Below are 26,377 nucleotides of genomic sequence, written 5' to 3'. Positions count from 1 at the left end.
TCAAATTTCTTCAATGATTTTGCTGACCAGACGCCGGGCGACTTCTGGTTTGGGAAGGCGTTCCCAGATTTCGGTACCGTCAGAGGTTACAATATGCACACTGTTTTCTGCGCCTCCCATGACGTCACCGGAAACATCATTAGCAACAATCCAGTCGCAACCCTTCTTGGCCAGCTTCGCACGGGCATGCTCTTCGATTTTTTCGGTTTCGGCGGCAAAGCCTATCAGCAAATCTGGACGGTTCTCGTGCTTTGCGAGGCCCGCCAATATATCTGGATTCTCAACCAGCGTAAGCGGCGTGGGTTCATCGCCCTTTTGCTTCTTAATTTTCTGATCCGCACGTGCGTCTGCCCGCCAGTCGGCGACGGCGGCTACCATGATCGCAACATCGGAAGGCAAAGCGTCGTGCACGGCTGCTTTCATTTCCAAGGCTGTTTCCACATCGACTCGCATTACGCCCGCTGGGGTTGGCAGGTGAACCGGCCCGGCCACCAAAGTCACCTGCGCGCCGGCTGAGGCCGCGGCTGCAGCAATGGCAAAACCCTGACGGCCAGACGATCGGTTGGCAATATAGCGCACCGGATCAATCGGTTCACGCGTTGGGCCAGCGGTAACGAGCACATGTTTTCCATGGAGCGGCCGATGCTGGTCGGGCGCAAAAGCCGGCTGACCTTCCAGTGGATTGCGACCGAGTTCATTTTCACCGATGAGGGCAGCTGGTTCAGCATCGCCGTCGAGATGGCGGATGATTTCGGTCATTACCGCAGGCGGCTCGGGCAAGCGGCCCGGTCCGAATTCGCCGCAAGCCATGTCCCCTTCGTCGGGCGGCATGACAATGACACCGTCGGTGCGGAGTTGTTCGATATTGCGCTGCGTCGCCGGATGATCCCACATGCGCACGTTCATCGCCGGCACGGCGAGCACCTGCGTATCGGTGGCAAGAAGCAGGGTGGTGGCAAGATCATCGGCAATACCGCCAGCCATTTTGGCCATCAAATTAGCTGTTGCCGGACAGACGACGACCAAGTCCGCCTCGCGGGACAATTGGATATGACCCATTTCGGTCTCGTCTTTCAGCGACCAGAGCGTTGTGTGCACTTCATTTTCGGAAAGTGCCGCTAGAGTCATGGGTGTAACAAATTGCGCGCCTGATTCGGTGAGAACACAGCGCACCGTCATGCCAGCCTTCTTGATAAGCCTGATCAGTTCACTGGCCTTATAGGCGGCAATACCGCCACCAATAATCAGCAGGATATGTCTGGATTTTGTCATAGCCAGTTTTGTCCCCACATCCATAGCGCTCCAGCGCCTGCCGATGCGGCTATAACAGCTGTCAGGGCATAACGCCAAAATCCGCCATTTTGGCCTGGTTTGCGACGTTCCCAGATTAGCTCCACATCGGCCACGGGCGGTGGCGGCGGAGCACCGCCTTGACGCGGAAGCTGCTGATCGAGCCGGCGGACAATGTCAGGCAGCATCAATAATGTATCCATATCCGAATTGATCCGGTCGGCAATCGCTGCCTCTGGTCCCAATTCGCCGCGGATCCAGTTTTTCACATAAGGCCCGCTGGTATCCCACATATTGATGCCAGGATTAAGGTCGGTGGCAATGCCTTCGACCATTACCATGGTTTTTTGCAGCAGCAGCAGATGCGGCTGGGTTTCCATGTCGAAATCGCGTGTAATCGCAAACAGGCCGTCGAGCATATCGCCGACAGAAAGCTCGCTGACCGGTTTGCCGCGCATCGGCTCACCAACCGCGCGCAAAGCTGTCGCAAAATCTTCCATATTGTGATGATCGGGCACATATTGTGCCTCGAAATGGATTTCTGCCACGCGCTTGTAATTGCCGGTCGTAAGGCCATAGAGAATCTCGGCCAACCAGAAGCGCGCTTTGCGATTGATGCGGCCCATGATGCCAAAGTCGATGGCAACGATTGTCCCATCTGCTTTCACGAACAAATTGCCTTGATGCATATCGGCGTGGAAGTAACCGGCCTCGATGGCCTGTTTCAGAAAGGTGTGGACCAGCCGGTTGGCAATGTCGTTGAGATCATGGCCCGCGCTTATCAGGTCATCTCGGCGCGATATTTTGATACCGTCAACCCAGTCTAGCGTGAGCACGCGCCCCGATGTCCGGTCCCAGTCTATTGCTGGAATCTCAAACTGCTCCACATTGGCCATATGCTCAGTGAGTTCGGATGCCGATGCTGCTTCCCGGCGGAGGTCAAGTTCGCGCATGGTCCAGCGACGGAAATTGGCAATAACCAGCTGTGGACGCAGCCGTTTGGCCTCGCCGCCAAAGGCTTCAAGATGGGCCGCCGCCCATTCATAGGTTTCAATATCGGCGGTGAATTTCTTGATAATGCCAGGGCGCAGCACTTTCACCGCAACGTCCTTGCCTTCAATGGTGGTCGCACGGTGGACCTGGGCGATGGACGCCGCGCCGACAGGTTCCGGGTCGATATGGCTGTAGAGCGCACTAATAGGCTTGCCGAGGCTTGCCTCGATTTCTTCCGCGATTTTTTCAAAGGCAACCGGCGGCAAATTGTCCTGCAACTGCAGCAAGTCACGGGCCGCTTCTTCGCCAATAATGTCGGGGCGCGTTGCCAGTGTCTGGCCAAGCTTGATCGCGGCAGGGCCAATGGCTTGCAATGCGGCGGAATAATTTGGCGTCTTCGGCTGGATTGTACCTAGCCGCGCAATCCGAAACAGCCGGCGCACTTGCGGGGGCGTCGTCTTATGCTTTTCTATGTCGCGTAGTGCACCATGTTTGGCCAGCGTGCGGCCCCATTTGAGCAAACGAAAGATATGGGTTCGGGATGATGTCATGTCAGATAGGTGCTCAGGCTTTCCAGCCGCTATGGATGGCAACCAAACCGCCCATCATCGGTTCAACCTTGGTCTGTGCGAAGCCCGCATCCTCAATCATGCCGCGAAATGTCTCCATCGCTGGAAACCGGTCAATAGATTCGGCCAGATAGCGATAGCTGTCTTCATCATCTGCCACGGCTTTGCCGATTTTTGGCAAAACTCTATGCGAGTAGAAATCATAGACCTTGTCAAAACCGGGCCACAGCGTCTTGGAAAATTCCATGCAGTAAAAGCGTCCGCCATAGCGCAAGACACGATGTGCCTCTGCCAACGCCTTTTCGATATGCGTGACGTTGCGAATACCAAAGACAATCGTATAGGCGTCGAAATGGGCATCAGGGAAGTTTAGCTCTTCCGCATTCTGCTCGCTCCAGACCAGTCGGCCTTCTCCTTTTTTGATCGCGCGGTCGAGCCCTTCGGAGAGCATATCTGGGTTGATATCGGCCACCGTTATATTGGCTCCGCTGTCGACCATACGAAACGCAATATCACCGGTGCCGCCGGCCATATCGAGAATTTCCTCGCCTGCGCGTGGCTTCACCCGACGAACAAAGCGATCCTTCCACAGGCGATGGGTGCCCGCGCTCATCGCATCGTTCATCACATCATATTTGCTCGCGACGCTGGAAAAGACCTGGCCGACGCGGCCGACTTTTTCGTCTTCATCCACCTCTTCATAGCCGAAGGAGACTGTCTTGGTTTCAATCATAAAATTGGCTGCTCGTATCTTTGGAATCGGCCCCTTAGAATCTGTCCAGGAGCTATTTTCAGTGACAAGCATTAGACGACGCTTGGCAGCACTGCAATCACCCTGTAGCTGCTGGACAGAGCGAAATTGCGAAATTTTGAGGGGCATGATGCCGGAATTACCAGAAGTTGAGACCACCGTCGCCGGTTTACGGCCGGTATTGGAGGGCAAAAGACTAACTCTGGTGGAGCCACGCCGGGCCGATTTGCGCCGTCCTATCCCGATCGACCTGCGCCAGCGGATGACGGGGGCCAGGGTGACGCAACTGGCGCGCCGTGCCAAATATGGACTGATCGAGACGGATCGTGGAGACGTGATGATCTTTCATCTAGGTATGTCGGGACGATGGCGGATTGACCCGGCGGAACTGGAAAAACATGATCACCTGGTTCTGGAAACCGAGGAGGACAGGCGGCTGGTGCTTAACGACCCGCGGCGCTTTGGTTCGCTGGATCTGGTTCGAGCAGACGAAATAGAGCAATATGGACCGTTCGCTGCAATGGGGCCGGAGCCTTTGGGAGACGATTTCACCGGTTCCTATCTCAAGGCCGTGACCAAGGATCGCAAGGCGCCGATCAAACAATTGCTGCTCGATCAGCGCAATGTTGCTGGGTTGGGCAATATATATGTGTGTGAGGCGCTACATATGGCAGGAATTTCGCCAAGCCGGATGGGTGGCGGTATCTCAAAGCCGCGCTATGAAAAATTGGTCGTGGCAATCAAACAGGTGCTGGCGGCCGCCATTGCTGCAGGTGGATCATCCTTGCGCGATTTTGTTCAGCCAGACGGGGAACTGGGTTATTTTGCCAAGGAATGGCTTGTTTATGGCCGCGAAGGAGAGGATTGTGCCTGCGGTGCCCCGGTCCTGCGCAAAGTCGATAGCGGCCGATCCACCTTTTACTGCCGGAAATGCCAACGCTAACATGCATCTGTGCCGGTTTGACTAAGCTATTGACGGGAATCATCTAGGAAGCTAATGACCGCCGACTTGAGCCGAGGTTGCATATGCGATTGTCGGCTACCCAGCATTTCAGTTTTGAGGAAATTTCATGGCTAATACGCCGCAAGCAAAGAAACGTATCCGTCGCAACGAGCGCCGCACGGTCATCAACAAGAACCGCGTGAGCCAGATTCGCACGAAGATTAAATCCGTTGAAGCAGCTTTGGAAGCTGGCGACAAAGCCGCTGCAACCACTGCTCTTGCTGCCGTTCAGCCAGAACTGGCTCGCGGCGTTGCACGCGGTGTGTTTCACAAAAACACTGCATCACGGAAATTCAGCCGCCTGACAAAACGGGTTGCTGCGCTGGGATAAGCGGTTCCGGCTGCGGCCGGATAGACTGATGAAAAGAATCACCCGTCCGGTTTCTGGCGGGTTTTCTTTTGCTCGAATCAAATAAGCATCAATCCGCTGCGGCGAATCATGGCAAAAAAACCGACCATTCCAGCGGCGGTTTCGTCGCTCATCTCAATAAATATGCGACGACCATCCTGTCGATCCGCTTTGCGGACAAATATTTTCTCTCCGGTCATGCTCTTGATCCAGCGCAAAGCGGTCGTCGGCGGAACGTTCGCTGCTATACACAGGCTGGATACCGACACTTTAGTGCCTTCGAGTTGTGCAGCCATCAGATCGAGCAGCATGTCCCAAGCGGGATCGGCAAAAAGTTCGGTATTAAAATACTCGTCACGCAATCGCCGGGCCTTGATCAGGCCACGCACTTCCGCGGCAGATATCTGGTGTCCCTGGCGACTAGGAACTTCATTGCTTGTATCGTCCAACGGATGTTCTGGCGATGGCATCGGTTTGAAACTGACCGGCGAGTCTGCAACATCTGTCTCCGTTGCGGGAGACGAGCTATCGATCAGGGATTGTTCCTCGCCAGATTCTTCTGTCGCTGATAATCGGACCAGCGCCTTGGCAATCCGCTCGACATCGATTGAGATGTTCTTGAGATCCGAGAGATCAATTTCGTCCCGGTCAGCGAAGAGACTGCTAATGGGTTGCTTGGTCCGATGTTCGAGGGAAACAAACAGTTCCGCGACGCTGTCGCTCAGCAAATGTTCGACATTGGGATAGGCGACCGCCGCTAACGTGAAGTCGAGCAGATCCAGATCAGTGCGAATGAGCAGGGGCAGGCTTGCAGTTTCACAGAAGTTCTCAACCTTGCCCAAAGCCGTTTCCTGGACTTTGTTCCACTCTGTAATATGAATGACGATGGCAGCGATACCGGATGTTTGGTCGAGATTGTCCGCTGTGAAATCCATGGCCAGCGGCATACATTGCCCACCGAGCAATTCGATTGCCTGAATATAGAGGGCACGAAGCTTCGGGTCATCGGATATAAGGACTATCTGCCCGCCCCAAAGGTCATCGCTGGTGACTTCATCCATGGCGAAATAACTCTTTCATACTATCCGCTAGAAATATTCTACGATGGTCTAACATCCTGCTTGCTTGCGTCAAAATAATATCGTTGCGTTCGTCAAATGATCTAAAAAATACAATCTGCTTTAATGAATTTGTGGAGAATAGAATTACGGAGGATCAAGAAATTTCGTCTAAAAAGTACAAAACCGTCGGTGAGTCGAATTATATAGTCGTTCAATGGTGGTTCAGTATGATATCAGTAAGATGTTCACCAGATGGCGGGCAATGGAAGGAATGATGATGACAGTGTCCAAATTTACCGGGCCCAAGAATTTGAAATTGACAATTTTCGCGCCTCTCGCTGTTCTGGCACTCGGCGCATGTGCGAGCCCGTTTCGTGCAGACGTCCAACGGTTTGAAGCGCTACCGCCAGCGCAGGGCCAAAGCTTTGCCGTCGTTGCGTCTGATCCGGAATTGTCCGGTGGAATCGAGTTTTCTCAATATGCGGCACTAGTGGAGCAGCGGATGGCCGACCTCGGTTATCAACGCAGCGATGATCCGGCAGCGGCGCAGCTCATTGTAAGCATGGACTATGACGTCGACACTGGGCGTGAAAAAGTGGTTGCCGATTATGATCCATTTTTCGCCACCGGTTTCTATGGTCGGCGCGGCGGATTTTACGGCCGCAATCGTTTTTACGGCCGCCATCGCTATCGCTATGGTTTCCACGATCCGTTCCTGTTTGGGGGCCATGGCTTCTCGGGCTATGGCGGAGTTCGGAGCTTTACGGTTTTTACCACTGAGCTGGATTTGAAGATTGACCGACAAGCCGATGGCGAGCGCCTTTTTGAGGGCAAGGCAGAGGCGAGATCACGATCCAAGAATCTGACTTATCTGGTGCCCAATCTGGTCGAGGCGATGTTTACCGACTTCCCTGGCAATAGCGGGGAACGGGTCCGAATCTCTGTGGCGCCGGAAAAGAAACAATAGCCAGCAATAGTCTTCGCAATGCGATGATTTAAACGCCCGGTCTGTTCGGTCAGCTTTCCAGCTGACGGAGCAGCATCCGGACGTCATTGTCCATTTCTGTATCTTCACCGCGCAATTGCTCGACGAGTTTGACAGCATGGATGACTGTGCTGTGATCCCGGCCACCGAACTTGCGACCGATTTCAGGATAGCTGCGCGGTGTCATAACCTTGGCCAGATACATTGCCACCTGACGCGGCCGTGCAACGGCTCTGGCACGGCGTTTGGATGACATCTCGTTCCGGTCGAGTCGATAATATTCACAGACCGTGCGTTGGATTTCGTCAATTGTGATCCGGCGGCGACACGCGCTCAATATATCTGATAATTGTTCTTCGGCCAGCTCTCTGGTGATCGGCCGTCCTGTAAGCTGGGCATAGGCCAGCAGCTTGTTCAGGCCGCCTTCCAGTTCACGCAGATTGCGGCTAATTGTCCGGGCAAGAAATTCGATCACATCTTCCGGCACATCCTGATGTGGCATGCTGGCAATGCGGTGCTGCAGAATGTCGCGGCGCAGCTCGAGGCCTGCGGACTGGATGTCTGCAACCAGTCCCATGGACAAGCGTGACAATAATCGCTGATCTACGCCGTCCAGTGCCTGTGGTGGCCGGTCGGCGGCAACAACAACACGCTTGCCGCGGCTGATGAGGGAATCAACCGTATGAAGAAATTCTTCCTGCGTGGAGTTTTTACCGACGATGAACTGGATGTCATCGATCATCAAAAGGTCGGCCTCTCGCAGTGCGGCCTTGAACTCCATGGCCTCATTGCGACGCATCGCCGAAACAAATTCGATCATGAACCGTTCAGCCGACATATAGATAATGCGCGCATCGGGAAATTCGCTGCGATAAGCATGGCCAATGGCATGCATCAAATGGGTTTTGCCCTGACCGGTTGAAGATTGCAGATACAGCGGACTGAACAGTGGCTTCTCCGGAGATGCCATGCGTTGCGCTGCGTTGAGCGCCAGAACATTGCTATTCCCGGCAATAAATTCGTCAAAGGTCATGCGCGGATCGAGGTCGAGCCGGAATTTTCCGGATGGCGCGTCAGTAATATCTTCGCGCGCGCTATTATTGGTTTGTTTGACCTGTGCTATTCGCGCGGTGCCCGCTTTGGCGGCGAAGGTGATGGTTTTGACATCTGGATAATGGTTTTTCCAGACCAGAGTGAGCCGATCAGCATATCGTTCGCGCACCCAGTTCGCAGCAAATTCGGAAGGCAGGATGAGTTGCAGCTCACCATTGGAAGAATCGAATCGCGATAGCCTGATTGGCTTAATCCACTGGCCAAAAATCTGGGCGCCAAGGTCTCGGCGCAACCCGGAACAGATTGTCCGCCATGTGTTTTCCAGTTGAGAAACAAGCTCGTCCCGATTTTCTGTACTGTGATTTTCCACGGTGACCGCTGTTGCCTCAATAGCTGAATTGATCCCCGCCTTGCCCGATTCTTGTACCACTAACATCCCCCGAATTATCTCCACCCGCGTCATTGCGGGACCGCTCATCAGCCCGAAATTTCCTGAACTTTCCAATCGGTTCACAGCCAAAGGAACCGCAAGGTACAGAAAACCTTATGTTGAAAACCCGTTTTCAACGCTATTTTTTCAATGTCATAGAGGCCCGAATTTTCGAATCCGTAACCACCAGCCGATGTCTCTTAGTAAGCGCGTCGCAGCGAGTCGGACAAGGCTGTCGACGTAAAAAAAATGAAATAATTAGATTGACAGCGGCAACCTGTCGAAAAATCGATTATTCTGGTTATCTAATTGATTTAAAAAGAATAATTTCTGTGGATAGTCGGGCACTAGCTGCGAATCGCGGAGAGAGCTAAGGTTTTGCAGCTTGTTACAATTTCGAGTGCAGCAATGACCATTAAACCGCTGGTATTCTGTAATTTTGAAAAACTCTGCGCGAAGATGCTTGCCAAAGCCGTTATGATTTGGCAATGGCCCCAAACACTTCATGGGGCTGACCTATGTAAGGGCGATTAGCTCAGTTGGTAGAGCGCTTCGTTTACACCGAAGATGTCGGCAGTTCGAGCCTGTCATCGCCCACCATATTCTATTTAACCTCAAGCGCCGGGCGCGGGCATCCGCCCGCTTGGCTTTCCTCACATAAGCTCGGGCGCGCAGTCGCGCTTGCCTCCACTTCGCGTCGGATCAGCGCGACCTCAACGGTATAACCGAAGCGCACATCTTGTTGAGCATCGTCCGAGCGCAGCGAGGCAAGGCTGACCGGCCGCCGCGCCTTGCGGCGCGATAGCTAAGCGGGCGAATGCCCGCGCCCGGCGCTTGAGGGAATCAACAAAAACTCCCGCCGGGCGCTTAGGGTGAAACAAAAACCCCTTCACTTCATCCCTCAGCCAGCGTCTCTTCCATCAACATAGCTGCGCGTGCGCCGTCCCAGTCCATGGCACCGATCACACGCCACACCTCTTTGCCTTGCGCGTCATATAGGACGGTAGTCGGCATCAGGCCGGATCCGAATCCGAAGCTCAGTCCATTTTCCTGATCGGTATAGGCCTCCAGCTCATCAAATCCTGCTTCGGCAAAAAAGGGATCGACTTTCTCTGCGCCCTGAATGTCTTGTGAGACCACCAATACCTGCAACCGGTCTTTCTCACGCGCGGCCAGTTCGTCGAGCATAGGCATTTCAACCACGCACGGTGCGCACCATGTCGCCCAGATGTTGACCAGCACAGGCTTGCCAGTGAAATCGGAAAGACGCACAACATTGCCATTGGGGTCTTTGAACGGCGTATCAACCATCGAACTGCCACGCAGCGAAATATCAAGCTTTCCGACGAGACCGCTATCGCTTTCGATGGTCTGTTCTTGTGTTTGGGAGCCATCATTCCCTTGCTCCGCTTCGCCAGATTGCTTATCGCCTGATGGCATGTCACAAGCGGCAAGCATCGCCGGTAAGCTAAGAAACAGGAATATTCGCATCACTAATCGCACATCAGATTCCAACAGCCAGAGTTCAAACGCGATGTGGGGCGGCCGGTTCGCGGATGGCCCTTCATCAATCATGCGCGAGATAAACGCGTCTATCCCGTTCGACAAGAAATTATGGCGCCAGGATATTCGCGCGTCACTTGCGCATGTCGCTATGCTGGCCAAGCAAGATATTGTCGAGGCGGAAGATGCCACCCTGATAATTGATGGCCTCAATCAAATTGCCCAGGAATATGAAGCAAACGGCGTACCCGAGAACCTGGATCTCGAAGATATCCATATGACGATCGAAGCACGGCTGACCGAGATTATCGGCCCTGTTGCCGGACGGCTGCACACGGCGCGTTCGCGCAATGACCAGGTGGCGACATCTTTCCGCCTTTGGGTCCGCGATGCAGAAGAGCAGGTCTCTGCTGGCTTGTGGAATTTGCGGGAGGCTCTGATTGCGCGAGCCAAGGAGCAAGCCGATACGATCATGCCCGGCTTTACCCATTTGCAAGTCGCTCAGCCGATTACGATGGGCCATCATCTGCTTGCTTACTATGAAATGTTTGCCCGCGATAGCAGCCGGTTTTGGGCGGCCACGCAACGGTTGGATGAATGTCCGCTCGGCGCAGCGGCGCTGGCCGGAACCGGCTTTCCAAATGACCGGCAAATGACTTCCGAAACTCTGGATTTCGCAGGCGCGACCCATAATTCGATGGACAGCGTCTCTGACCGAGACTTTGCGCTCGATTATCTGATGGCCGCCGCCCAGACGGCGTTGCATTTGTCCCGGCTCGCGGAAGAGATTATCGTCTGGGCCTCGCAGCCATTTGGCTTTGTGAAGCTGTCCGATCAATGGTCCACAGGCAGCTCGATCATGCCGCAGAAACGCAATCCAGACGCGGCGGAGCTGGTGCGCGGCCATGCCGGACGGATTGTCGGCTGTCTGAATGCCTTGATGATGACCATGAAGGGTTTGCCGTTGGCATATTCCAAAGATATGCAGGATGATAAACCACCGGTATTCGAAGCACATGATCTGCTCGCGCTCTCGCTTGCGGCGATGACCGGCATTGTCGAGAGTGTAACCTTTGTCCCTGAAAAAATGCGCGCGGCGGCAGATACCGGTTTTTCTACGGCAACCGATCTTGCCGATTGGCTGGTACGGGCGGTCAACATACCTTTTCGTGAAGCCCATCACATCACCGGCGCTGCGGTCAAACTTTGCGAGGAACGAGGATGTGATCTGTCAGACTTGGCAGCCGAAGACTTGACCGCGATTGATCCGCGGATTGCCGGCCATGATGTGCCCGATCTGAGTGTTGAAGGTTCTGTTGCCAGCCGGACCAGCTATGGCGGAACGGCCCCAGAGCAGGTAAGACAGCGGATCGCAGAACTGGAACAGACGAATCGCTTATGAAAACATCCTGTAAAATAGTAGCCCTTGCATCGCTTGTCATATTGTCCGCTTGCGGCAATCGCGGTGCGCTGGAGCCGCCCAACGGTCAGTCGCTGCCGCAAGCTGTTTATGGCGAAGCTGAAAGGCCAACCGGCGAAGAGCTGATCACGCCATCGACCCAGGCGCAGCCCGAACGCAGTGATGAATTGCTCCGCCGGTCCGAGAAACGGCAGGATGACAAATTCGATCTGCCGCCAACTGGCTAAATCCGCCCTGACACTGTTTCCCAATTCCGAAAGCCCCGTTTGATGGATCATTTTCAACTCAGAGATGGCGTGCTGCATGCCGAAGATGTAGCGCTCCCCGATATTGCTGCGCAGGTCGGCACACCGGTCTACGTCTATTCTCGCGCAACGCTCGAACGTCATGCGCGTGTGTTTCGGGAAGGATTGAAAGATGCGGGCAAGATCCACCTGGCTTTTGCGGTAAAATCCAACCCCAATCTGGCTGTTCTGCGCATTCTTGCCAATCAGGGCTATGGTGCCGATGTCGTGTCCGGCGGGGAGCTGGAGCGGGCACTCGCGGCAGGGATGAAAGCCGAGGATATTGTCTTTTCCGGCGTTGGCAAAAGCCGCGCGGAACTTACCCTCGGCCTTGACAAGGGCATCGGCCAGTTCAATCTGGAATCGGAAGAAGAAGGGCAGATGCTGTCTGAAATTGCTGCCGCCAGAGGGGAACGGGCACCGGCCACCTTGCGGGTCAATCCCGATGTTGACGCTGGCACGCATGCGAAAATTTCCACTGGGAAAGCGGAAAATAAATTCGGTGTCGCCATTGATGTCGCGCCCGATATTTTTGCGCGACTGTCCGAATTGCCCGGTCTCAATCTCCGCGGTGTGGCGGTTCATATCGGTAGCCAGTTGCAAAAGCTGGATCCGCTGGAAAAATGCTATGCACGTATGGGGCAGCTCGTTCAGGATTTGCGCGATGCCGGACATAATATCACCCATGTCGATCTTGGCGGCGGTCTTGGCGTGCCATACAAGCCAGAGGAAAATCCACCAAGCCCGGCTGACTACGGCGCGATGGTCGCGCGGGTCACCAAGGGCTGGGAAGTTACCTTGATGTTCGAACCGGGTCGCGTGATCGCTGGCAATAGCGGAGTGATGATGACTCAGGTCATCCGGATCAAGCCGGGTGTGAACAGCGATTTTGTGATTGTCGATGCGGCGATGAACGACTTGATGCGGCCCGCCATCTACGATGCGTGGCATCATTTTGAAGCGGTCCAGCCCAGCGGGAAGACAATGACCGCATCCATTGTTGGTCCGATTTGCGAGAGCAGCGATATTTTTGCAAAAGAACGCGAAGTGGACCGGGTGAAAACAGACGATCTCGGTATTTTCCGCACCGCTGGCGCTTATGGAGCAACCATGGCCAACACCTATAATAGCCGTCCGCTCGTACCCGAGGTACTTGTCGACGGCGACCAATATGCGGTGGTCGCCGAACGCATCGAACCGGCAACGATCATGGCGGCGGAACATGTGCCGGACTGGCTGAAATAGCCGATGGATCAGCTTCCCATTTTCGTAACGCTGAGAGGACGCAAGGTCATCTTGCTCGGCAGCGGGGAAATGGCGGATGCCAAACGGCGCCTTTATGAGCGAGCAGGCGCAGACATTACGGATGATGAGCAGGCCGATGCCGCCCTTGCCGTTGTGGCGCTGGAAGATGACGACGCGGCGGCAGCCGCAGTCGAGCGGCTCAAGGCACGCGGTCTGCTGGTCAATGCCGTAGATCGCTCGGCAATGTGTGATTACACCACACCAGCAATTGTCGACCGTGAGCCTGTGCTCATCGCCATCGGTACCGGCGGAGCTTCGGCGGGCCTCGCCAAAGCGGTACGGCAAAGACTGGAACAATTGCTGCCAGCAAGACTGGGACAGCTCGCCACTGGTCTTTTTGCAGCGCGCAAACGGATCAAGCATCTCTGGCCAGACGGAGCCGATCGCCGCCGCGCAATTGATGCGGCGCTAAACCCCGGCGGACCACTCGATCCCTTTGTTGACCAAGATGGTGCGGCGATTGACGGCTGGCTCGAGGATCCGGCGACAGGCAACCGGACCGGGTTGATTGAAATGAACCTGCACAGTGCCGATCCTGATGACCTGACCATCAAACAGGCGCGGCTTTTGGGACAAGCCGATATTATATATGCGGACAGCAGCATAGCGGAAGACGTATTGGTTCGTGCGCGTGCGGATGCTGAACGCTTTGATCTGGATAAACTTGATGCGGCACAGATCACAGGTCTGACATTGGTGATACGCCGTAACTGAACGAAACAGGGACTAAACGAAATAGAGACTAAACGAGACAGGGACTAAACGAGATAGGGGATCGGCATGACATTATCATTGAGCCAAGGCGAAATCATCGCAGTGCTGCAAACGGCACTGGCTCCAGCGTTTCTCCTGGTAGCGGTTGGTGGCATGCTTAGCCTGTTTGCTGGGCGGCTGGCGCGGATTATCGACCGGTCGCGGATCTTGCAGGATCTTTTTGGGGAAACCGAAGGGTATGAGCATCAATGTGTTGTTGATGAACTGCATGATCTTCAGCTGCGGATAAAAATCGTCAACAGCGCTATCTATCTCAGCGTGATCAGCGCGATTGTCGCTTGTGTGCTGATTGGGTTGCTCTTTGTGATGGGATTGACCGGTTTCGATTTATCCGGCGTGATAGCCGGTGCGTTCATCCTTGCGATGAGCCTGCTTTCTATTGCGCTGATCCAGTTTTTGCGGGAAGTCCGCATTGGTGTCCGGGATTTCATGATCCGCGAGGAATATCTGGAGAAGACCGAGGAGCGGGTCAAGCGGCGCGCATCTTGACACGGCCTCAAATAGACTTAGGCCAAATAATCACAACAGATCCAATCAAAGCGCCGCCTTTGATCACCAAATGGAGAATATATCATGCGTGAAGCTGTCGTCGTATCCTATGCCCGCACCGGGCTTGCCAAAGCAGGCCGCGGTGGCTTCAATATCACACCGCCAATGACGATGGCGGCCCATGCCATCAAACATGCGGTCGCCAAATCAGGCGTCGAAAGTGACTTTGTTGACGATAGCCTGATGGGCAATGTCGCACATGCAGCCCCCAATATCGGGCGTAATGCAGCACTGCTCGCTGGGCTCCCCAAAACAACGGCGGGAGCGACGATCAACCGTTTCTGCTCATCTGGCATGCAGGCCATTGCCATGGCGGCGAACCATATTCGCGGCGATGGTGCGGATTGTGTTGTTGCTGGCGGAGTCGAGAGCATTTCGATGCAAGGGCAGCGCGCTCCGGAAGGCAGCATCGATAACGAAATCCTGAAAATTGCGCCTGATATCTTCATGCCGATGATTGACACTGCAGATATTGTAGCGGAGCGCTACAACGTGAGCCGGGAGTATCAGGACGAATATTCCCTGCAATCACAGCAGCGTATGGCCAAAGCTCAGGAAGCCGGGCTATTCGCCGATGAAATCGCGCCCATGCAGACGAAGATGAAAGTCGTCGACAAGGAAACCAAGGAAGAAAGCATCGTCGACTATACGGTTGACCGGGACGAGTGTAATCGCCCGACAACAACTCTGGAAGGCCTGGCCAAATTGCCACCGGTCATGGGTGAGGGGAAATATATTACGGCTGGCAATGCCAGCCAGCTATCCGATGGTGCCGCTGCGGTCCTGCTGATGGAAGCCAAAGAAGCTGAACGGCGGGGGTTGGAACCTCTGGGTCGTTTCGTGTCATGGGCAGTGGCCGGTTGTGAGCCGGATGAAATGGGTATCGGCCCGGTCTTCGCTGTTCCCAAGCTACTCGAACGGCAGGGTCTGACCGTCGATGATATCGATATTTGGGAACTCAACGAAGCCTTCGCGAGCCAGTGTCTCTACAGCCGCGATCGACTGGGCATTGATCCCGAAAAATATAACGTCAATGGCGGTTCTATCTCTATCGGTCATCCTTTCGGAATGACCGGCGCACGCTGTGCTGGACATTTGTTGCAGGAAGGCCGGCGGCGCGGTGCAAAATGGGGCGTTGTCACCATGTGCATCGGAGGCGGTCAGGGCGGCGCCGGATTGTTTGAGATATATTCCTGATCCTTCCGGACAGTCGGCATCAGCAACAGTTAAGGAATAGAAGCAGTTTTGAATCAACTAACGGACGAACAAGTCGAGCGCCGGTTGTCGGAGGCTTTGGCGCATCGCTCTTCGGTGCCCGCTGAAAAGCTGATAGCCGGGTTGCTCCGCACATTTAATCTTACAGCAGATGGTGCTGATGAGTTTGTATATCCCGCGCTCGCGTCAACCGCACGCGAACGAATTTTTGGTGGACAGGTGATCGCGCAAGCGATTGTTGCGGCAGACCGTACGGTGGATGAGGAAAAGACCATACATTCGCTGCATTCCTATTTTCTGCGCGCTGGCGATGAGACAAAACCGCTTCATTTTCGAGTGCACCGCGACTTTGATGGGCGCAGCATCTCGAACCGCCGGGTCGTTGTCCGGCAAAATGAAAAGGTCATATTCAACCTGACTGCTTCGTTTCAAAAACCAGCAGACGGGCTCCAACATCAGGTTCCGATGCCGGATGTATTACCGCCCGAAAAATGCATGAGTATGATGGAGCAAATTGCCCGTAACCCGCAGGTATCGGATAAGCATATCCACCGGATGAGCATGCCACGTCCCTTTGACGTGCGAAGCTTTCGCCCGGAAGGCAAAAGTGAACCCGCGCGCCAGTATCAATGGTTCAAGACCGTTGCGCCTCTACCAGATGATCCACTGACGCATCGGGCAACCTTGGCCTTCGCATCCGATATGGGATTGCTCTCTACCTCGATGATCCCGCACGGACTGCACTGGACCACACCCGGATTATTCTCGACCAGCCTTGATCACGCGATGTGGTTCCATGATGATTTCAGGATCGATCAATGGATCTGCTATGTGATGGACAGCGACTGGACCGGCGGCACGCGCGGCCTTAATCGCGGTTCGCTTTACACACAGGATGGCAAGCTGGTTGCATCGGCCGTACAGGAAGGCCTTATCCGCGTCACACCGAAAAACGACTGAAGTTTAAAATAGTGACTTCAGATCGCGTTTCAGTATCTTGCCATTGGCGTTGCGCGGCAGGCTGTCCTCGCTGAACAGCACTTTCACCGGTACCTTGAAATTTGCCAGCCGCTCACGCACCCATGATTGCAGTTCTGCTTCATTAGCGGATCGGCCCTGAACAAGATGTACGACTGCTGCGGGTTCCTCGCCGAGCGTCTTATGTTCAATACCAATCAATGCGGCATCCATCACCGCAGGATGATCATAGAGGACATTCTCGACCTCGGAGGAGTAGATATTTTCCCCGCCGCGGATGATCATGTCTTTCGCGCGGTCGACAATATGGCAGAAACCTTCATCGTCCAGACGTGCCAGATCGCCGGTCCGGACCCAGCCATTGACGAAGGTTTCGGCCGTTGCATCCGGTCGATTCCAATAGCCTTTCACGACCATCGGCCCGCGCGCCCAAAGCTCGCCAACCTCGCCAATCGGTAATTCATGGGCACCATCCTCACTCATGACTTTGAGGTCCGCCGCAGCGACCGGCGGGCCGCAACTGGTCGGGCGATTGAGATAATCCTCGGCGCTGTGGGATGTCACCGTCGCCATGGTCTCGGTCATGCCCCAACCATTGCCGGGCAGGGCGCCAAAGACCTCGTAGATTTTTCGCGCCAGTTCCGGTGCAGACGGCGCGCCACCATAGCTGATGGCATCGATGGAACTCAGATCATATTTTTCACGGTCCGGATGCTCGATCAATTGCCAGGCAATGAACGGCACGCCGCCGGTTGCATTGACCTTTTCCCGTTCGATAATCTCCATCGCCCGCACCGTGTCCCATTTGTGCAGGAACACCATTTTATGCCCACCGTGCACGGTCGGCATCATGATGGCGGAACAAGCGGTGCAATGGAACATCGGCACTACTGTTAAACCAACCCGAATCGAGGGTTCTGGCAATTCATTGCCCCGGCGCAAGGCCGCCGCCGCGCCCGAATAGCCCACCGAAATAGCATTGGTGGTCAGGTTGCGATGCGTACCGAGCGCGCCCTTGGGCTGGCCGGTTGTGCCGCTTGTATAGAAAATCGTCGCCGGATCATCCGGTGCCATGTCTACCGCTGGCAGGTCTTGATCGGGAAGATCGGCATAATCATTGGGCCGCCCAATAATCTCTTCCAGTGCCTGCGCAGGATCAGCCAATGCGCTCTGGCTACGTGCCACAATGGCATGTTTCAGATCCGGTAACTGGCTCAAATGCGGGGAAATCCGGTCCCAACGCTCTGCATCACAGAGCAGCACGCTGGTTTCAGAATTAGCCAATCCAAAAACCAGCTCCTGATCCGTCCACCATGCGTTGAGCGGCACAACAATCGCACCGATTGACGCCGCCGCGAAGAAAATCACTGGCCATTCCGGCAGATTGCGCATGGCGAGCGAGACCCGATCACCTTTTGACACACCAATATTCTGAAGCTCCAGAGCGAGAGCTGCCACTGCCCGATACCAGCTCGCATAGGTGACGCGTTCATCTTCAAATATCAGAAACTCGCTCTCGCCATGGCCGCGCGCATGTTCCGCCATCGCCGCGAGTGTAGGATGCGCGTTCTTCCACACGCGGGTGGGCACACCATCAATATCGACCGTCTCCATTTCAAACGGCTGACCTGGTGCACACAGCAAGGCGTCCACGTCTTTGCGTGTTCGCACGGGCCATCCAGCGGGCGGTGTCCACTTTTCCAGTGGATCTATAGCTTCAGCTGACAAATAATCTCTCCTGATCGATAGACGCGACCCTATCCGTTAAACTTCCCGCCTGCAGCGGCTTTTTCTTCCAACAGCTTGGCAATGGGCAGGCCATGTTTTTTCAAGCCCGCAACCACGTTGTCGAGCCCGACTGTATCCGACCAGAACATCGGACCACCGGTATAAAGCGGCCAGCCATACCCATTGATCCACACGACATCGACATCACTCGCGCGCTGGGCCATGCCCTCTTCGAGGATTTTCGCGCCCTCGTTGACCATCGGATAGAGCAGGCGCTCGCGGATTTCGTCTTTCGAAATGTCGCGCTGTTCCTTGCCCGCTTTCGATGCGAATTCGGCAATAATCTGTTTGACTTCATCAGAAGGCGTACGTTGCCGCGCCTCATTATAATCATAAAAGCCTTTGCCGACTTTCTGTCCCCAACGGCCAGCGGCACATAAGGCGTCGCGCAATGTTTCGATACGCTCCGGATCACGGTGCCAACCGATATCAACCCCGGCGAGGTCAGACATTTGAAACGGCCCCATCGGAAAGCCGAAATCCAGCAATACGTCATCCACGTCCCAGTAGTTGGCGCCTTCCATGATCATGATATTCGCCTGTTCCTGACGCGGGCTGAGCATCCGGTTGCCGATAAAGCCAGGGCAGACGCCTGAGACGGCTGCAACCTTGCCGATTTTCTTCGACAGCTTCATCGCGGTCATCAGCACGTCATCGGCGGTCTTCTCACCGCGCACGATTTCGAGCAGTTTCATGATATTGGCGGGCGAGAAAAAGTGCAAGCCGAGCACATATTCGGGCCGTTTCGTCACCGCCGCGATTTCGTCTATGTTCAGATAGCTTGTATTGCTGGCGAGGATCGCACCCTGTTTCACAATGCCATCCAGCTTTGTGAAGACCTCCTTCTTGACATCCATATTCTCAAACACGGCCTCGATCACCAGATCGCAATCGGCGAGATCATCATAGGACAGGCTAGGCGTCAAAATGCTCATCGCACTTTCAACCTGCTCCTCGGTCATCCGTCCACGTTTTGCGGTGTTCTCGTAATTTTTGCGGATGACACCGACGCCGCGGTCCAGCGCTTCCTCTTTCAGTTCGACAATGGTCACCGGAATGCCAGCGGACAGAAAGTTCATGCCAATGCCGCCGCCCATGGTGCCTGCGCCCAATATCCCGACTTTCTTGATTGGGATCAGGTCAATTTTAGGATCAATGCCGTCAATTTTATTGGCCGCACGTTCAGCGAAGAAATAATGACGCATGGCAGCCGACTGGGTGCCGGTCATCAGCTTCATAAACAGCTCGCCTTCTTTCTTGACGCCATCGGCATAAGAAAGTTCGCCTGCTGCTTTCACCGCCTGAATACCGGCTTCCGGAGCATCGAACCCTCGGATCTTGCGGCCGTTTTTCTGACGGAATTCGTCAAATATGGCCGGGTTCTTGATGCCATCTTCATTGGCGGTGCCCTCGGACGAGCGCGGCGGTGCCTTGCCGATCTGTTCGCGCGCAAAGGCTATCGCATCATCAGCTAGACTGTCCTCGCTGACGATCTGGTTAACCAAGCCGATGGCATGGGCCTTTTTGGCTGAAATAGGGTTGCCGATCACCACCATCGGCAAAGCGGCTTCTGCCCCGACCACGCGCGGCAAGCGCTGGGTGCCGGCAGCTCCGGGGATCAGGCCCAGCTTGACCTCTGGCAGACCCATTTTTGCTGATGGCACTGCGACCCGGTAATGACAAGCCAAGGCAACTTCACAGCCTCCGCCCAATGCGGTTCCGTGGATCGCTGCGACAACCGGCTTGTCACTAGCCTCTAGACGATCAATTGCTTCGCCCAGATTGGGCCCCTGCATCGGTTTGCCAAATTCGGTAATATCCGCACCGGCAAAAAACGTCCGTCCGTCACAGCGTATGACCACCGCTTCAACCTCATCGTCGGACAGCGCTTCGTTTATACCATCGACGAGCCCTTGGCGTACCGCCGCACCAAGCGCATTGACCGGCGGGTTGTTCGAGATGATGACCAATATATTCTGATGTTTTTCGGTGGTGACGACAGACATTTTTTTCTCCTGCAAGGTCATATTTGAACGCCAAAGACATGCGGCGCGACGTGAAGACATAGCTCGAAATTCGGGCAGGCGATTCGAATATCACAAAGAATAAGGATATGAAATCAGGCTTTTGCTATCGATCCGATCCTGACGGTATTCGGCACGTCCCGCTGCGCGTGATTCAGTCGGGACAGCGTGCGCAATTTTCGGCTCGGCAAGGACAATCCGATCAGGTTGATTGGCACGCATCATGATGGTGAAGGGATCCAAAAAGGGATAAAGTAATCTAACTTGCAAAATGGATGTTTTGGAAGTTGTACACATCTGTAAAGCTGGTTAGCAAAGCCAGTACAGCATCACAGTTCGTCGATGCTAAGAAGGGGGAATACATGAAAACACTTTTTGCAGGTGTGGCTATTGCCGCATTGACTATCACGCCTGTGTCCGCACAGCTTGCGGATGATACACAAGCCGTCGCTCCGGTGGCTCCGGTCATTGTCAGTCCGGAGCAAACAGCTCCTGAGCCTGTCGAATTGAAACCGCTGATCCTGAAAAGCGGGACGCCTTTAAAACTGGCAGTGGCTAAAGAAGTGAACAGCAGCACGCATGATGCGGGTGATATGTTCGGGCTAACCGTGTTGGAGGATGTTCGGGTCGGTGACACGGTCGTCATACCAAGCGGCACCCCAGCTTCGGCCGAGATAACCTGGCGGACCGGCAAAGGGGCTTTTGGAAAGTCCGGCAAGCTGGAATTTTCCATGCGCTCTGTCGAACTTGATGGTCAAAGCATTCCCATTACCGGCAACTTCCGGCAGGAAGGCGAGGGCAATACGGTTGCAACTGGGGTTGGCGTTTTGGCTATAGGTGTTTTCGCCGGATTTATTACCGGTAAACGCGCCCGGCTTCCCATGGGCCGGGAACTGTTGTCTCAGGTTGCCCAACCATTGGAATTTTCGCCTGATGGCAGCTTGTCGCCATCTTTTGATTCCGAAAGCGCGATGGCCGCTGCGCTGGCAGACACGCCTCTCGGACAATGTAAAGCGGAAGCCGAGACGATCTCCAAGCCGAAGAAGCGGCAAAAAGCGCTCAAGAAATGCTATAAAAAACGCATGGAATAGTTTGCAGGGTGCCGCACCGGGATTGGCGCGGCACCCGCATTTTCTCGACGTCACTAGAGAGCAATCGAGAGATATTTGCAGTCCGATTTAGGTATAACGGTGGGCTCGTCCGTAAAGACATCATTTTCTTTTTTGACAGATTTGGCGAACGACTTTTAGCACGGTAAACGTTCTGCTTGCGGCACAAACTTAGCTCAGTCGAACTGTTAAAACTGAAAACGAAAAGAGCGAAGGTTGTAAGGTAATTCGGGGGGTATTGTAGTGGTTAGTTGGCATTCTTACCAGCAGGACAAATTGCGTTTGTTTTGTTTTGTAATGTTTACGGTCTTCCTATCAGTATTTCTAATCGGTCCAACTAGCGCAAAGAAAAACTTAGAAATATCTTATCAATCTCTCCCCAATTGGGTTCTGGATGCTTCTGTTCCTGACACTAATGAAAAGCGAATACGAGCGGTCAGTGACGGAATTTATCACCTGATAGATGATACACAAATCAGGATCGGGGCGCGAGGAGCTGACTATTTTCTCAGGACTACACAAAAGATCATTGATCGCAGTGGATTAGAAGATGCCTCCCAGATCCAACTCACATTTGATCCTGAAATAGACAATCTAGTGTTGCACAGAGTAGCCGTCTGGCGTGATGGAAATATGATTGATCAAACGGCGACTGCGTCGGTCGAAGTCATGCGCCGTGAAAGCGAGCTTGAAGAAGGGATTATAACAGGACAGCGCACAGCGCACTTGAGATTGGACGATGTTCGAGTCGGTGATGTTACAGATATTGCCTGGAGTCTTAATGAAAAAAGTAGTTATTGGCCGGGGCATTTTTTTGGCAAATATGCTCTGGGCTGGTCGGTTCCGGTTGCTATGACTCGCCTTCGCGTGGTCATGCCTAGAACGCTGGAACTAAATACCAAGCTATCAAATGGAGCGCCAAACCACGAAGAAACCCTTGAGAATGGAGCAAGAGTTCTTACCTGGGCTACAATTGATCCCGACCCGATACCCTCGGAGAAAGACACTCCAAAATGGCGCAAGCATTGGCCAGCTGTACAACTCTCAACAATGTCAGATTGGTCTTCAGTCGTCAGTTGGGCGCTACCATTCTATGATGTTGATTCGTCTCTTCCTTCAGACCTAGCCGCTAAAGTTGATGCTATTGCGGCGAGCTCTGCTGATCCCAAGACTCGAGCGACAAAGGCATTGTGGCTTGTGCAGGATTCCGTACGATATACTAGCCTTTCCATTGGTGTCGGCGGTTATCGTCCCCGAACACCTGCTGTCACATGGAAAAGCGGTTTTGGTGACTGTAAAGACAAGACAACGCTCTTGATTGCTGTTCTGCTTAGACTTGGAATTGAAGCAGTGCCGGCCTTGACCGACACTGACACTGGCCGAGGCCTGATCGATTTACAACCCAGAGCGGATGCATTTGATCATGTCATCGTGCGAGCCGACGGTCTGGGAAAGCCGATATGGCTCGATCCAACTGGATCGCATGAAGGCGGAGTTATTCCGTATATCGCAGATCAAACCTACGGATTTGCCTTGCCACTGGTCGCTGGTCAAACCCAACTGCAGGAAATTCCCGCACCCACGCCAGATAAACCGACAATAGACGTTGTCGAATCCCATATCCGTTCAGACAACGGCGTAGAGATTGCTATTCACACTACTTATAGGGACGACGAGGCAAATATAAAACGCGCGAGTATCGCCGATAGTTCACTGTCATCCCTCGAAAAAAATGAGATTGAATATTATCAAGACCTTTTCCCAGGCGTGAAACAAAGAGGTGAATTGATTGTCAGCGATAACCGCGATCAAAATATACTTGCAATAGAACAGAACTATTTTTTACCGGCGACTGCACCAGATTACCAAGACACCATAACTTCATATCAAATCAACGCATGGACTTTGGGTGATCTCTTTGACACGCCTGACGCTGCGGAGCGTAAAACGGCCCTCGCTCTTCCTAACCAGATTAATCGGCGGCATGTTTTCAAGTTGACAACTCCAGGGATGAGGCCGGAGTTGCCCGATGCTGAAACGATTTCGAGCAATGCTTTTGACTTCAATAGAGTTAGCACGCGAAACGGGGACAATGCCATAATTGAAATGAGTTTGGTTGGAAAAACAACCATTTTGGAGGCCGTGGATGTCGCTGGCTATCGCAATGATACAGAAAGGCTGACCAATCTATCGTATGAATTTATCGATCTTGACGACCAGTTTGGATTCGTCGGATCAGAGCTCTTCTTGATCATTGTAGGGCTGGCGCTGGTTGGAGGAATAGTTTCGCTGACATTGGCGGTGCAATCGTTGAAAAGCGCCGAGGCTATCGGAACCGTTTCCGGGTCATTTAGGCCAATGAGCATTTCCAAGTTTTTGGTGATGAGCATTTCGACCTTTGGGGTATATCTTTTCTATTGGTTCTGGCGATGTTGGCGTCGACATCAGCAAACAGAAGGCGTTGCTATAAGTCCTTTCTGGAGAGCATTTTTCAGCATATTTTGGGTATTTGAGCTGTTCAAGGCCGCGCGTTCAAAAGCTGAGTTGCAAAAACCACTGTGGTTAGGAGTCATTGTCAGCATCGGCTACTTCCTGACTTCCTTGACTTCTGCGATTGTAGAACAATTCGATGTTCAGTTCGGGATCAGTTCAATAGCGGCCATAATGGGGATAGTGGTGCTTATACCAGTGGTTCAACAAATAAACTCAGCCAATGATCGAGAGCTAGTGATCGAAAGTGGTCGGTATAACAAACGGGACTGGTTAGCGGTGTTTTGCTGCTTGCCGTTTTCCATAGTTTTGTTCGTTGTTTGACCATCATAGATTGATAGAATTGATTACAGTGCTTCAAACACCTACTTCCGATCTGATCCAGTACAGCCACAGCTAACCCTTAATTCTGGAGCGGTTCGACCGTTCCCAGACGTATATGATAGAACCAAATCTAGTTTTTCGCGGCTTGATGATCGTCATTCTTGTGCTGTTTGCGAGTGTATTTGCGATCATTTATTTGCGGGATTCAAAGCAACGCATGGCCGGTTGGCTTGCCTTGGCCTATATCGCTGGCCTCGCCGCGTTTTTGATGGATATCAGTCGCGCGATTCTAGACCCGGTGATATCCGACATCATCGCAAAAACATTGTTCTGGTGCTTCAGCATTGCCATGGTTCTGGGTCTTTTTGATCGCTATAAATCCAGCTACCCGTCTCGGAGAATAGGCGGAATTGTAGGCATTGGGTTTGTCCTGTTGCTCTGGTTCAGTTTTGTTCAAACAGATGTCATCATGCGATCGGTGTTCTCGTCCGTTACGGCAGGATTGATTCTGATGTGCGCGTTACCGCTGCTTTGGAAGAACCGAAGTGGCGCTCTTGAGAATATCATGTTCGTCATAGTTGCCGCGTTGTGCTCGATGTACTTTCTACGCCCCTATATCGTTTATGATGTCTTGGACGCCGCTCATACGGTGGCAGACTATCAACATTCCACCTTTGCAATCCTGCTGCATGCAACCAGTGCATTTTGCGGTCTGGCCTGCGGTGTCGTCATGCTGATTGTTGTTGGGCATGATACTATTGAAAAGCTCCAAAGGGCGGCGACAATCGATCCGCTTACCGGAATCATGAACCGGCGCGGATTGGATCAATATATAATCAAGGAACTTTCGGAAGAAAGTGCGGCTGATCGAGCGATCATGATTATCGATCTAGATCTGTTTAAAAGGGTAAATGACAATTTCGGGCATGAAACTGGCGACAAAATATTGATACGTGCCGCAACAATCCTGCAAAGGGTCACTGGAACACTGGGCAAAGTTGCCCGAATTGGCGGTGAGGAGTTTGTCGTCATTTTGGATGGACCGAGTTCAGCGGATCGCTTGGTGGTGGCTCAACATCTCAGATTGTCCGTTGGTATGCTTGCGCACCCGGAAATTGGCGATTCCGAAAGAGTCACAGCCAGCTTTGGCATATCTATTATTGCTGAAGACGAGAGCTTTGCCATGGCATTAAGGCGGGCGGATCGAGCCCTTTATGAAGCCAAAGCCGATGGCCGCAATTGCGTGGCGGAAGCGTCCAATGACAATATGATTAGCAAAATCAGATATATGGAGCGGTATTAGCTACACATAACTTGCGTGTGGTCATTGCCTTGGAAACGGATAAAGCAGCTAAACAGATATATCAGGGCCGCCATGCCAAGCCAGCGCTGTGCGATTATTTCTCCGTCAAGATCCAGTCGACGGCGGCATCGGCATGGATTTCGGTGCTGTTATAAATTGGCAGAATATTGGCCTTGGTATCGATGATCAGATCAAGTTCAGTGCTGCCTAGCACAACGGCTTCGACTTCCTGTTTGGCGATATTGGTGATGAAGGTTTTCAATGTTCGCTCCGAATCGCGCTTCACTTGGTTGAACATCAGTTCCTCGTAGATGATCCGTTCAATCTCCTCGACCCGGTCTTCGTTCGGCGGGGTTAGGGTAATGCCCTTGCCGACCAGCCGTTTGCGGTAGAAGCCCTCGGTCATCACATTGCGTGTACCCAGCAAGGTTGCGGTCTTGATCCCGTCCGCAATCATCTTGTCACCAACGCAATCGGCAATATGAAGAATTGGCACACCGACTTCAGGCGCAACCTGTTCGTAGATTTTGTGCATGGCGTTGGAGCAGATCAGTATCGCAGTGGCGCCCGATGCTTCCAGACGTTTGGCCGAGCGGGTCATCAGTCCTGCCGCCGCATCCCAGTCATCGTCCGACTGTAGACGCGCATAGTCATTGAAATTGACGCTTTCGATCAGCAGATGCGCACTCGCAAACCCGCCCAGCTTACGCTGTACTTCACCGTTGATCCGGCGATAATAGCTCTCGGTCGAGACCCAGGACATCCCGCCAATCAGACCTAATTTACGCATTGATTATATCCCTGATAAAGTGAGCCGCTCTACAGGA

General features: G+C 53.5%; 22 protein-coding genes and 1 tRNA gene. 14 read left to right on the top strand and 9 right to left on the bottom strand.

All coding sequences use genetic code 11. From position 1 onward, the window contains the following. From DG177_RS09260 to DG177_RS09250, 3 genes are read right to left on the bottom strand one after another with little or no spacing between them, the layout of a single operon-like run. The gene (locus DG177_RS09260; RefSeq protein WP_108811209.1) at nt 1-1,272 is read right to left on the bottom strand and encodes a phosphopantothenoylcysteine decarboxylase domain-containing protein; all 1,272 of its coding nucleotides are present in this window, start codon (nt 1,270-1,272) and stop codon (nt 1-3) included. Further along, nucleotides 1,269-2,834, bottom strand: a complete 1,566-nt coding sequence (gene ubiB, locus DG177_RS09255; RefSeq protein ID WP_108811208.1) for a 2-polyprenylphenol 6-hydroxylase — start codon at nt 2,832-2,834, stop codon at nt 1,269-1,271. The genes DG177_RS09260 and ubiB overlap by 4 nt, the downstream gene beginning before the upstream one ends. 13 nt (nt 2,835-2,847) lie before the next feature. After that, nucleotides 2,848-3,585: a ubiquinone/menaquinone biosynthesis methyltransferase gene (locus DG177_RS09250; protein WP_108812899.1), complete on the bottom strand. Its 738-nt coding sequence runs from the start codon at nt 3,583-3,585 to the stop codon at nt 2,848-2,850. A 148-nt stretch (nt 3,586-3,733) separates the two neighbouring features. Between DG177_RS09250 and mutM the strand changes: the two genes are divergently transcribed. Together mutM and rpsT are read left to right on the top strand one after the other, a co-directional pair. Continuing rightward, nucleotides 3,734-4,546, top strand: coding sequence for a bifunctional DNA-formamidopyrimidine glycosylase/DNA-(apurinic or apyrimidinic site) lyase (gene mutM, locus DG177_RS09245; RefSeq protein ID WP_108812898.1), 813 nt, complete (start codon nt 3,734-3,736; stop codon nt 4,544-4,546). A 127-nt stretch (nt 4,547-4,673) separates the two neighbouring features. Continuing rightward, a complete protein-coding gene (gene rpsT / locus DG177_RS09240) occupies nt 4,674-4,937 on the top strand; it encodes a 30S ribosomal protein S20 (RefSeq protein WP_108811207.1) in 264 nt (87 codons plus the stop codon). A 77-nt stretch (nt 4,938-5,014) separates the two neighbouring features. On the opposite strand, the gene DG177_RS09235 is transcribed toward rpsT, so the two are convergent. Continuing rightward, the gene (locus tag DG177_RS09235) at nt 5,015-6,016 is read right to left on the bottom strand and encodes a hypothetical protein (RefSeq protein ID WP_108811206.1); all 1,002 of its coding nucleotides are present in this window, start codon (nt 6,014-6,016) and stop codon (nt 5,015-5,017) included. A gap of 271 nt (nt 6,017-6,287) precedes the next feature. Between DG177_RS09235 and DG177_RS09230 the strand changes: the two genes are divergently transcribed. Continuing rightward, entirely contained in the window at nt 6,288-6,983 is a 696-nt protein-coding gene (locus DG177_RS09230; RefSeq protein ID WP_337658683.1) for a DUF4136 domain-containing protein, read from the top strand. Between the two features lie 49 nt (nt 6,984-7,032). On the opposite strand, the gene dnaA is transcribed toward DG177_RS09230, so the two are convergent. Continuing rightward, nucleotides 7,033-8,532: a chromosomal replication initiator protein DnaA gene (gene dnaA, locus DG177_RS09225; protein ID WP_337658682.1), complete on the bottom strand. Its 1,500-nt coding sequence runs from the start codon at nt 8,530-8,532 to the stop codon at nt 7,033-7,035. A 476-nt stretch (nt 8,533-9,008) separates the two neighbouring features. On the opposite strand from dnaA, the gene DG177_RS09220 reads away from it, so the two are divergent. Beyond that, a tRNA-Val gene (locus DG177_RS09220) sits at nt 9,009-9,084 on the top strand. Between the two features lie 294 nt (nt 9,085-9,378). Here DG177_RS09220 and DG177_RS09215 read toward each other — a convergent pair. Beyond that, entirely contained in the window at nt 9,379-9,987 is a 609-nt protein-coding gene (locus tag DG177_RS09215) for a TlpA family protein disulfide reductase (RefSeq protein WP_337658681.1), read from the bottom strand. A 31-nt stretch (nt 9,988-10,018) separates the two neighbouring features. Here DG177_RS09215 and argH point away from each other — a divergent pair, with 31 nt between their 5' ends. The 7 genes from argH to DG177_RS09180 all read left to right on the top strand — a co-directional run bounded on the left by argH (nt 10,019) and on the right by DG177_RS09180 (nt 16,494). Next, complete coding sequence (argH, locus tag DG177_RS09210; protein ID WP_108811205.1) at nt 10,019-11,389, top strand: argininosuccinate lyase; 1,371 nt, start codon at nt 10,019-10,021, stop codon at nt 11,387-11,389. Next, complete coding sequence (gene lptM / locus DG177_RS09205; RefSeq protein WP_108811204.1) at nt 11,386-11,634, top strand: LPS translocon maturation chaperone LptM; 249 nt, start codon at nt 11,386-11,388, stop codon at nt 11,632-11,634. Before argH ends, lptM begins: the two co-directional genes overlap by 4 nt. A gap of 42 nt (nt 11,635-11,676) precedes the next feature. Beyond that, nucleotides 11,677-12,936: a diaminopimelate decarboxylase gene (gene lysA, locus DG177_RS09200; RefSeq protein WP_108811203.1), complete on the top strand. Its 1,260-nt coding sequence runs from the start codon at nt 11,677-11,679 to the stop codon at nt 12,934-12,936. Nucleotides 12,937-12,939: 3 nt separating this feature from the next. Then, on the top strand, nt 12,940-13,710 hold the full coding sequence (locus DG177_RS09195; RefSeq protein WP_108811202.1) for an NAD(P)-dependent oxidoreductase: 771 nt from the start codon (nt 12,940-12,942) through the stop codon (nt 13,708-13,710). Nucleotides 13,711-13,776: 66 nt separating this feature from the next. Next, nucleotides 13,777-14,259: a DUF2721 domain-containing protein gene (locus DG177_RS09190; RefSeq protein ID WP_108811201.1), complete on the top strand. Its 483-nt coding sequence runs from the start codon at nt 13,777-13,779 to the stop codon at nt 14,257-14,259. Between the two features lie 84 nt (nt 14,260-14,343). Next, nucleotides 14,344-15,516 (top strand): acetyl-CoA C-acyltransferase, encoded by a 1,173-nt coding sequence (locus tag DG177_RS09185; RefSeq protein ID WP_108811200.1) that lies wholly within the window; start codon nt 14,344-14,346, stop codon nt 15,514-15,516. Between the two features lie 48 nt (nt 15,517-15,564). Continuing rightward, on the top strand, nt 15,565-16,494 hold the full coding sequence (locus DG177_RS09180) for an acyl-CoA thioesterase (protein WP_337658680.1): 930 nt from the start codon (nt 15,565-15,567) through the stop codon (nt 16,492-16,494). A gap of 3 nt (nt 16,495-16,497) precedes the next feature. Here the strand turns inward: DG177_RS09180 and DG177_RS09175 are convergent, their stop codons facing one another. Together DG177_RS09175 and DG177_RS09170 are read right to left on the bottom strand one after the other, a co-directional pair. Next, entirely contained in the window at nt 16,498-18,240 is a 1,743-nt protein-coding gene (locus tag DG177_RS09175; protein WP_443216413.1) for a class I adenylate-forming enzyme family protein, read from the bottom strand. A gap of 29 nt (nt 18,241-18,269) precedes the next feature. After that, the gene (locus tag DG177_RS09170; protein WP_108811199.1) at nt 18,270-20,306 is read right to left on the bottom strand and encodes a 3-hydroxyacyl-CoA dehydrogenase NAD-binding domain-containing protein; all 2,037 of its coding nucleotides are present in this window, start codon (nt 20,304-20,306) and stop codon (nt 18,270-18,272) included. Nucleotides 20,307-20,686: 380 nt separating this feature from the next. Here DG177_RS09170 and DG177_RS09165 point away from each other — a divergent pair, with 380 nt between their 5' ends. From DG177_RS09165 to DG177_RS09155, 3 genes are all read left to right on the top strand, one after another. After that, nucleotides 20,687-21,415, top strand: a complete 729-nt coding sequence (locus tag DG177_RS09165) for a hypothetical protein (RefSeq protein WP_108811198.1) — start codon at nt 20,687-20,689, stop codon at nt 21,413-21,415. A gap of 261 nt (nt 21,416-21,676) precedes the next feature. Next, the gene (locus DG177_RS09160; protein ID WP_337658679.1) at nt 21,677-24,247 is read left to right on the top strand and encodes a DUF3857 domain-containing transglutaminase family protein; all 2,571 of its coding nucleotides are present in this window, start codon (nt 21,677-21,679) and stop codon (nt 24,245-24,247) included. Nucleotides 24,248-24,395: 148 nt separating this feature from the next. Continuing rightward, nucleotides 24,396-25,550: a GGDEF domain-containing protein gene (locus tag DG177_RS09155; protein ID WP_337658678.1), complete on the top strand. Its 1,155-nt coding sequence runs from the start codon at nt 24,396-24,398 to the stop codon at nt 25,548-25,550. A gap of 94 nt (nt 25,551-25,644) precedes the next feature. On the opposite strand, the gene DG177_RS09150 is transcribed toward DG177_RS09155, so the two are convergent. Further along, the gene (locus DG177_RS09150; protein ID WP_108811195.1) at nt 25,645-26,340 is read right to left on the bottom strand and encodes an amino acid racemase; all 696 of its coding nucleotides are present in this window, start codon (nt 26,338-26,340) and stop codon (nt 25,645-25,647) included. Nucleotides 26,341-26,377 lie beyond the last annotated feature (37 nt).

The organism is Sphingorhabdus sp. Alg231-15, assembly GCF_900149705.1.
GTDB lineage: Bacteria > Pseudomonadota > Alphaproteobacteria > Sphingomonadales > Sphingomonadaceae > Parasphingorhabdus.
The sequence above is the reverse complement of the archived record's forward strand: the minus strand, read 5'-3'. Positions and strand labels throughout refer to the sequence as shown.

Coding starts and splice junctions, on each gene's coding strand:
- DG177_RS09260 (WP_108811209.1), bottom strand. CDS start 1,272: ATGACAAAATCCAGACATATCCTGCTGATTATTGGTGGCGGTATTGCC.
- ubiB (WP_108811208.1), bottom strand. CDS start 2,834: ATGACATCATCCCGAACCCATATCTTTCGTTTGCTCAAATGGGGCCGC.
- DG177_RS09250 (WP_108812899.1), bottom strand. CDS start 3,585: ATGATTGAAACCAAGACAGTCTCCTTCGGCTATGAAGAGGTGGATGAA.
- mutM (WP_108812898.1), top strand. CDS start 3,734: ATGCCGGAATTACCAGAAGTTGAGACCACCGTCGCCGGTTTACGGCCG.
- rpsT (WP_108811207.1), top strand. CDS start 4,674: ATGGCTAATACGCCGCAAGCAAAGAAACGTATCCGTCGCAACGAGCGC.
- DG177_RS09235 (WP_108811206.1), bottom strand. CDS start 6,016: ATGGATGAAGTCACCAGCGATGACCTTTGGGGCGGGCAGATAGTCCTT.
- DG177_RS09230 (WP_337658683.1), top strand. CDS start 6,288: ATGATGATGACAGTGTCCAAATTTACCGGGCCCAAGAATTTGAAATTG.
- dnaA (WP_337658682.1), bottom strand. CDS start 8,532: ATGAGCGGTCCCGCAATGACGCGGGTGGAGATAATTCGGGGGATGTTA.
- argH (WP_108811205.1), top strand. CDS start 10,019: ATGTGGGGCGGCCGGTTCGCGGATGGCCCTTCATCAATCATGCGCGAG.
- lptM (WP_108811204.1), top strand. CDS start 11,386: ATGAAAACATCCTGTAAAATAGTAGCCCTTGCATCGCTTGTCATATTG.
- lysA (WP_108811203.1), top strand. CDS start 11,677: ATGGATCATTTTCAACTCAGAGATGGCGTGCTGCATGCCGAAGATGTA.
- DG177_RS09195 (WP_108811202.1), top strand. CDS start 12,940: ATGGATCAGCTTCCCATTTTCGTAACGCTGAGAGGACGCAAGGTCATC.
- DG177_RS09190 (WP_108811201.1), top strand. CDS start 13,777: ATGACATTATCATTGAGCCAAGGCGAAATCATCGCAGTGCTGCAAACG.
- DG177_RS09185 (WP_108811200.1), top strand. CDS start 14,344: ATGCGTGAAGCTGTCGTCGTATCCTATGCCCGCACCGGGCTTGCCAAA.
- DG177_RS09170 (WP_108811199.1), bottom strand. CDS start 20,306: ATGTCTGTCGTCACCACCGAAAAACATCAGAATATATTGGTCATCATC.
- DG177_RS09165 (WP_108811198.1), top strand. CDS start 20,687: ATGAAAACACTTTTTGCAGGTGTGGCTATTGCCGCATTGACTATCACG.
- DG177_RS09155 (WP_337658678.1), top strand. CDS start 24,396: ATGATCGTCATTCTTGTGCTGTTTGCGAGTGTATTTGCGATCATTTAT.
- DG177_RS09150 (WP_108811195.1), bottom strand. CDS start 26,340: ATGCGTAAATTAGGTCTGATTGGCGGGATGTCCTGGGTCTCGACCGAG.